The organism is Craterilacuibacter sp., from assembly GCF_051659485.1.
Lineage (GTDB): Bacteria > Pseudomonadota > Gammaproteobacteria > Burkholderiales > Chromobacteriaceae > Craterilacuibacter.
The window spans coordinates 1-5,440 of sequence record NZ_JBOFOO010000191.1; the positions used below are offsets into that span (position 1 = coordinate 1).

The window sequence follows — 5,440 nt, forward strand, 5'->3', positions numbered from 1 at the left end:
GTCAGGGTGCTGCGCGCGCCTTGCAGCAGGCACTTGCCGCTCGCGGCATCACGTTCAAGACCGATCTTGATCCGGTTGCCGCCATCTGGGCCGAGCGGCCAGCCCTGCCTGGTGCCCCCGTCTACGAACACCTCGCGCCGCAAGCCAGCGAAACGCGCGCGGACAAACTGGCCCGCGTGCGTGCCGCGATGCATCGCCATGGCTGCAGCCACCACTGGCTGTCAACGCTGGACGATATCGCCTGGCTGCTGAACCTCAGGGGTAGCGATGTCAGCTACAACCCGGTATTCCTTGCCCATCTGCTGCTGGATAAAGAGCACGCCACCCTGTTTGTCGGCGCCGGCAAGATAGATGCGGCACTGGCTGCGCGACTGGCCACCGATGGCATTACCCTCGCCCCCTACCCCGAAGCCAAGGCGGTACTGGCAGCGTTGACCGCAGGCGATCGCCTGCTGCTGGACCCGGCACGGGTGACGCTGGGCTTTGCCCGGTGCGTGGCGGCAGGGGTGACGGTGATCGAGGCAATCAACCCTTCCACCTTGTTCAAGTCATGCAAGAGCGACACCGATGCCACGCATATCCGCGCCACCATGGAACAGGACGGCGCCGCACTATGTGAATTCTTCGCCTGGCTTGCGGCGGCACAAGGCCGCGAAACCATCACCGAGCTGACCATAGACGACAGGCTCAGCGCCGCGCGTGCGCGCCGCCCCGCTTATGTATGCCCAAGCTTTGGCACCATCGCCGGCTTCAATGCCAATGGCGCACTACCGCACTATCGCGCAACGCTAGAGGCGCACAGCGTGATTAGCGGCGACGGCCTGTTGCTGATCGACTCCGGTGGCCAATATCTGGGCGGCACCACCGACATCACCCGCATGGTCGCCATCGGCACACCCAGCGCCGCGCAAAAGCGCGACTGCACGCTGGTACTCAAGGGCGTCATCAACCTTTCGCGCGCGCACTTCCCGCGTGCCACCCTGTCCCCGATGCTGGATGCGCTGGCGAGAGCGCCACTATGGCGCGAACAGATAGACTTCGGCCATGGCACCGGCCATGGTGTGGGCTATTTCCTGAATGTACACGAAGGCCCGCAAAGCATCTCGCGCACGCTGCCTAACGCACAGATGGCAATGCAGCCCGGCATGATCACCTCGATCGAGCCGGGCATCTACCGCGCCGGCCACTGGGGCGTGCGCATCGAGAATCTGGTACTGAACGTGGAGGCCGGCCGCAGTGATTTCGGCGATTTTCTCGCCTTCGAAACGCTGACACTGTGCCCGATAGATACGCGTTGTCTGGAGATCGCGCTACTGGACAGTGCCGAGCGCGACTGGCTTAACGACTACCACAGCGAAGTGTGCCGTCGCCTGACGCCGCTACTGGAAGGAGATGCGCTGGCATGGCTGAAGATGGCAACGCAGGCAATCTGAGGCAAGGCAGGCTGGGCGGCCATATTCCGGCCAGCCTGCCCGTCGAGCTAACCGAAACACTGGCAGCCAGCCCGACGGTGCGCATCGAGCGCATCGTCTCGCGCGGGCACGCCTCCCCGCCAGATTTTTGGTACCAGCAGGACGAGGATGAATTCGTACTGCTGTTTAGTGGTCAGGCCATTCTGGAAATCGAAGGCCAGGGCCAGTTGCCTCTGGCTGCCGGCGACTGGGTACATCTGCCGGCCGGCCTGCGCCACCGCGTGCACTGCACCGCTGCAGATACCGACACGCTATGGCTGGCGGTATTCAGCCCGCCAGCCACCGCCGGCTAAGCCAGTATTTACTGGATTAGCACAGGATGCGCCGCAAGCCCTTCAGCAGTTTTGGCCGTCGCTTGCCACAGCGCCAGAGCCCGGCTTTTGGGTAGTTCGACGTCGGCAAAGCGCAACCGCTCGCCACGCATCACCTGACGCTTGAGTGTTGCGCCTTGCAGCAAGGCGATCGGCACATGCTCAGGGTCAGCCCTGAGCGAAACGGCTTCGCCACGCAAGATGAATCCGCCGATAGCCTGACTGATGGTCTGTCCTTCGGCAATATCAACCTTGGCACAAGCTGCGACGCCGTAGCGGGGCGAGACGCCATTATTGAGCAGCACCCGTCCGCCCGCGAGCGCACGGCGCAGCGTTTTAGGAATTTCGAAAAAGGTCAGGTGATAAGGCGTAAGCAAGGTATAAACGTCCCCTTGTCCCATCTTCAGATAGCGCAGTGCCATCGCGTGCGCCGCATCATGGCGGGCACTGATAAACACGCCGGCAGGCGCCTTCGCGCAGAGTATGTAGTCACTGACCGGCGCGCCCTGCGCGCAAGCCATGCCAGCAAGCGCCACACTGCCTTCATCCAGACTGTCGCAAGCGAGCCCTGCCATGCCCTGCGGGCGGATCTGGGCCCCCAGCCCGTTGGCCACCAGCACCTGCTCGATATTGATCTTGGTGCCATCGGTAAACTGGGTCACCGCGCTGAGGCTAATGCCGCTTTTGGCTGCCCAGTAGCGCATTTCTTCCTCACCGGGGTCCGGATTCAGAAAACCCTTGATATTGCCATAGACCAAAGGCTCAAACCCCATATCGAGCACACGCTCGCGCAAGGCGGCAAGACTGCCGGGCTGGTCCCCCTCGGCCTCGGAGAAATAACCACCCTGCGCCGCAAAATGACTGCCCGTCGTAATTTGCAACTCCGAATTCATAGTCACGACCGGCTTGCCGGCCGCCATCGCCGCCTCGACAACCTCTGTTCCCCATAATGCATCGCCACTGCACTCGACAACCAGATCGGACTCGGCCACCAGACGCTCAATCTCGCCAGTCAACAGACCGGCACAAGGATGGTCGACACCCGAAATATTGCGCCGGGTCAGGACGCGAGACACTTTCATATCCTCGCTTTGCCCGATCAGGCGGGCGAGGCCGATAGAGATAAAGCCGGTTCCTGAAATGCCGATCTGCCGTTTGAACATATCCATCCTTTAAAAATTAAAAGACAAAAGGCAAGCCGGGCACCAACAGATAGGTGTTCAAGGTAGCCAATACAGCAGCTCGCGCGCCCCATCACTCGACTTGCTAATTGAATTTTTTATAGCCCGACGAATTCATATGTCAAGCGGCAGTCTGAGACTAAGGATTCGGCTATCAGCAGCAAGCCAATAATGATAAAAACCACAGATAAAACCTTGCTGACAACAAGGTGCAACGGGCTCAAACTCAAACAAAAAAGCCGCCTTATGCGAAAGGCGGCCCAGATTTGAACCGGACAAGAATCAACTGCCGTGGCCAGCAAAAAGGCTTGCTACAAATGGACGTAAGCAGCCTTGTTCAATCAGGGCACCGGTCGAGTCAATTGCAGATCGAGAGTGCGACAGCGAATGCGTCTGATCAGCACTGGCAAACCATGCACCCCTCAACTGCAAACCCGGTTGCGCCCCATGCGCTTGGCGCGATAAAGCGCGTCATCGACCCGCTTGACCAGTCTGGCTAACGTATCGCCGGGTGCGAAGGCGGCAACGCCGGCGCTGCAGGTCACAGGCCAAGGGCTGGCGCCGGGCATCTGCAGCGCTTGAAGAATCCGCTGCGCGATATGCCCAGCCGTTTCCAGCGACGCCCCAGGCAGCAGGCAGATGAATTCTTCGCCACCGAAACGCGCCACCATATCACTCTGCCGGCAATGCTCGCGCAGTACACTGGAAAACGCCTGCAGGACGGCATCGCCGGCATCATGGCCGTGGCTGTCATTGATATGCTTGAAGTGATCAAGATCGAACAGGATCAGGCTGAAGCCGAGCTCACCGGCCTCGGTCAGAGCAAACAGCCCCTGCAAGCGCAACATGGCAGCACGCCGGTTGGCAAGCGCGGTCAGCTCGTCGGTCAGGCTCTGCGTGCGCACCTGTTCATGCGCCTGCACCAGTTGTTCAACCGTCTCGCGCAAGCCGTCCTGCAGCACCTTCTGCCCGGAAATATCAACAATCATGCCAACGAGGCCAGCCACACCCGTCGTGTCATCGGCGAAGCCCCTGCTCCAGTAAAGAGCGGCTCTCCCGGCCCCGTCAAGCGGCGAAGGATAAACCTTTTCGTGGCTTGCCATGCTCTGGGTGGCCAGCATCCGGGCATCTTCTTCCTGATACGCTATCCGCTCGTCTAGTGCCAGATAATCGAGTTCCATCACGCTCTTGCACAGATAGTCATCGCGGCTGACACCAAAAAAGGCCTCATAAGCATGATTGAAAAAAGCAAATCGCAGCCCGGCGTTCTTGACAAAAATAGGCGTAGGCAGGGCATCCAGGGCCGCACGGTAAAAAGCCAGCTCGCGCGACTGCCGGGCGAGGGCAAGCTTGTCGGACTGCCGCTCGCACTGGCAGCGCGCCAGCGCCTCACGCAAAGCATGTACATTCTGTCCGCTAGACTCGCCCACATCGTCCGGAATCGCTAGCCTATCGGGAGTCCGGTCAGCGGCAGCGCTCGTCATGGCATCCCTTTCAGGGTCGTTAAGCTATACATAGTAATGAATCGCTATTTTACGCAAAAGTCATTATCTAGCCAAGCGTGCACGCCACAACGGCACCGCATTCAGCCTAGCCGCCCGGATTCGCGTGCCAGATAAAACCACTCCTGCCCCACTTGCGCCTTCACGTTCGGAAACACGATGCGCCCGTCGTCGATGGCCAGCACCGGCGTGCCATCAGCACGCGTGCCGATGCGCTCGCCGCGCTTGACTGCGTCGAAGCTCACCCACTCGCGCTCGAAGCGGTCGTCCTCATGCATGCGGTCGACCACCTCATACAAAGATAGCGATTCCATTGCCTGCGGTGCCGGATCGGCGGCATCAATCAGACCCAGATGCGCCAGCGTATTGACGATGGCCTGATACGCCACCGCCGGCGCCGCCGGGTCGTTGTGCTGACCGCACTCCAGCGTCAGCGCCCAGCCGCCCGAGCGGCGCATCCACTCGGTGGTGCCCATGCCGTAACGCGGATCGGTATTAAGCTGCATCTGGCGCGAGTCGGCTTCGCCAAACAGCGCTACCCGCCGCTGAACACCCAGCGCATAGGTCGACAGCCAGCCGTCAACTGCACGCCCGACCCCCAGGCGCTGCGCCAGCGCTTGTTCTTTTGCCGCGTGGGCAAACGGTTCGAGTTCGCTGCGATTGTCTTGCGGCCCCATAAATACGAAAGCCTGCCCTCTGGACTGGAAGGAATGCAAATCCAGCAGCACATCGTGCTGTGCCAATAGCGGGCACAGCCAGTTGGCGATGCGGTCTTCGAACTCAAGGGGGATCTCGGTCGGTGCCAGATTACGGTTGAGGTTGCGCTCACCCGAGCGCTCGCCCTTGTTGTAGGCCAGCGGATTGGCTACCGGCACGAAGGTCACGCTACCCTGCTTCAGGGTGCGCTCTCCGCAACCAAACTCGGCGATCAGACGGTGAATGGCATGGGTGCCGCACACCTCGTTGCCGTGTAC

The 5,440-nt window shown here is 60.7% G+C and carries 5 protein-coding genes; 2 read left to right on the forward strand and 3 right to left on the reverse strand.

The genetic code is table 11. The features are described 5' to 3' along the window. Both ACRC1E_RS06925 and ACRC1E_RS06930 read left to right on the forward strand, forming a co-directional pair. A partial coding sequence (locus tag ACRC1E_RS06925) for an aminopeptidase family protein P (RefSeq protein WP_438514379.1) occupies positions 1–1,433 on the forward strand: 1,433 nt, incomplete at its 5' end. Beyond that, complete coding sequence (locus ACRC1E_RS06930; RefSeq protein WP_438514380.1) at positions 1,403–1,765, forward strand: cupin domain-containing protein; 363 nt, start codon at positions 1,403–1,405, stop codon at positions 1,763–1,765. The genes ACRC1E_RS06925 and ACRC1E_RS06930, both read left to right, overlap by 31 nt. An 8-nt stretch (positions 1,766–1,773) precedes the next feature. Here the strand turns inward: ACRC1E_RS06930 and ACRC1E_RS06935 are convergent, their stop codons facing one another. The 3 genes from ACRC1E_RS06935 to ACRC1E_RS06945 form a co-directional block, all read right to left on the reverse strand. After that, positions 1,774–2,946: a hypothetical protein gene (locus tag ACRC1E_RS06935; RefSeq protein WP_438514381.1), complete on the reverse strand. Its 1,173-nt coding sequence runs from the start codon at positions 2,944–2,946 to the stop codon at positions 1,774–1,776. Positions 2,947–3,386: 440 nt separating this feature from the next. Continuing rightward, complete coding sequence (locus ACRC1E_RS06940) at positions 3,387–4,448, reverse strand: diguanylate cyclase (protein WP_438514382.1); 1,062 nt, start codon at positions 4,446–4,448, stop codon at positions 3,387–3,389. Positions 4,449–4,549: 101 nt separating this feature from the next. Next, a partial coding sequence (locus ACRC1E_RS06945; protein WP_438514383.1) for a succinylglutamate desuccinylase occupies positions 4,550–5,440 on the reverse strand: 891 nt, incomplete at its 5' end.

Bases quoted from the DNA above. Each gene is read 5' to 3' on its own strand.
- ACRC1E_RS06930 (WP_438514380.1), top strand. From the start codon at position 1,403: ATGGCTGAAGATGGCAACGCAGGCAATCTGAGGCAAGGCAGGCTGGGC.
- ACRC1E_RS06935 (WP_438514381.1), bottom strand. From the start codon at position 2,946: ATGTTCAAACGGCAGATCGGCATTTCAGGAACCGGCTTTATCTCTATC.
- ACRC1E_RS06940 (WP_438514382.1), bottom strand. From the start codon at position 4,448: ATGACGAGCGCTGCCGCTGACCGGACTCCCGATAGGCTAGCGATTCCG.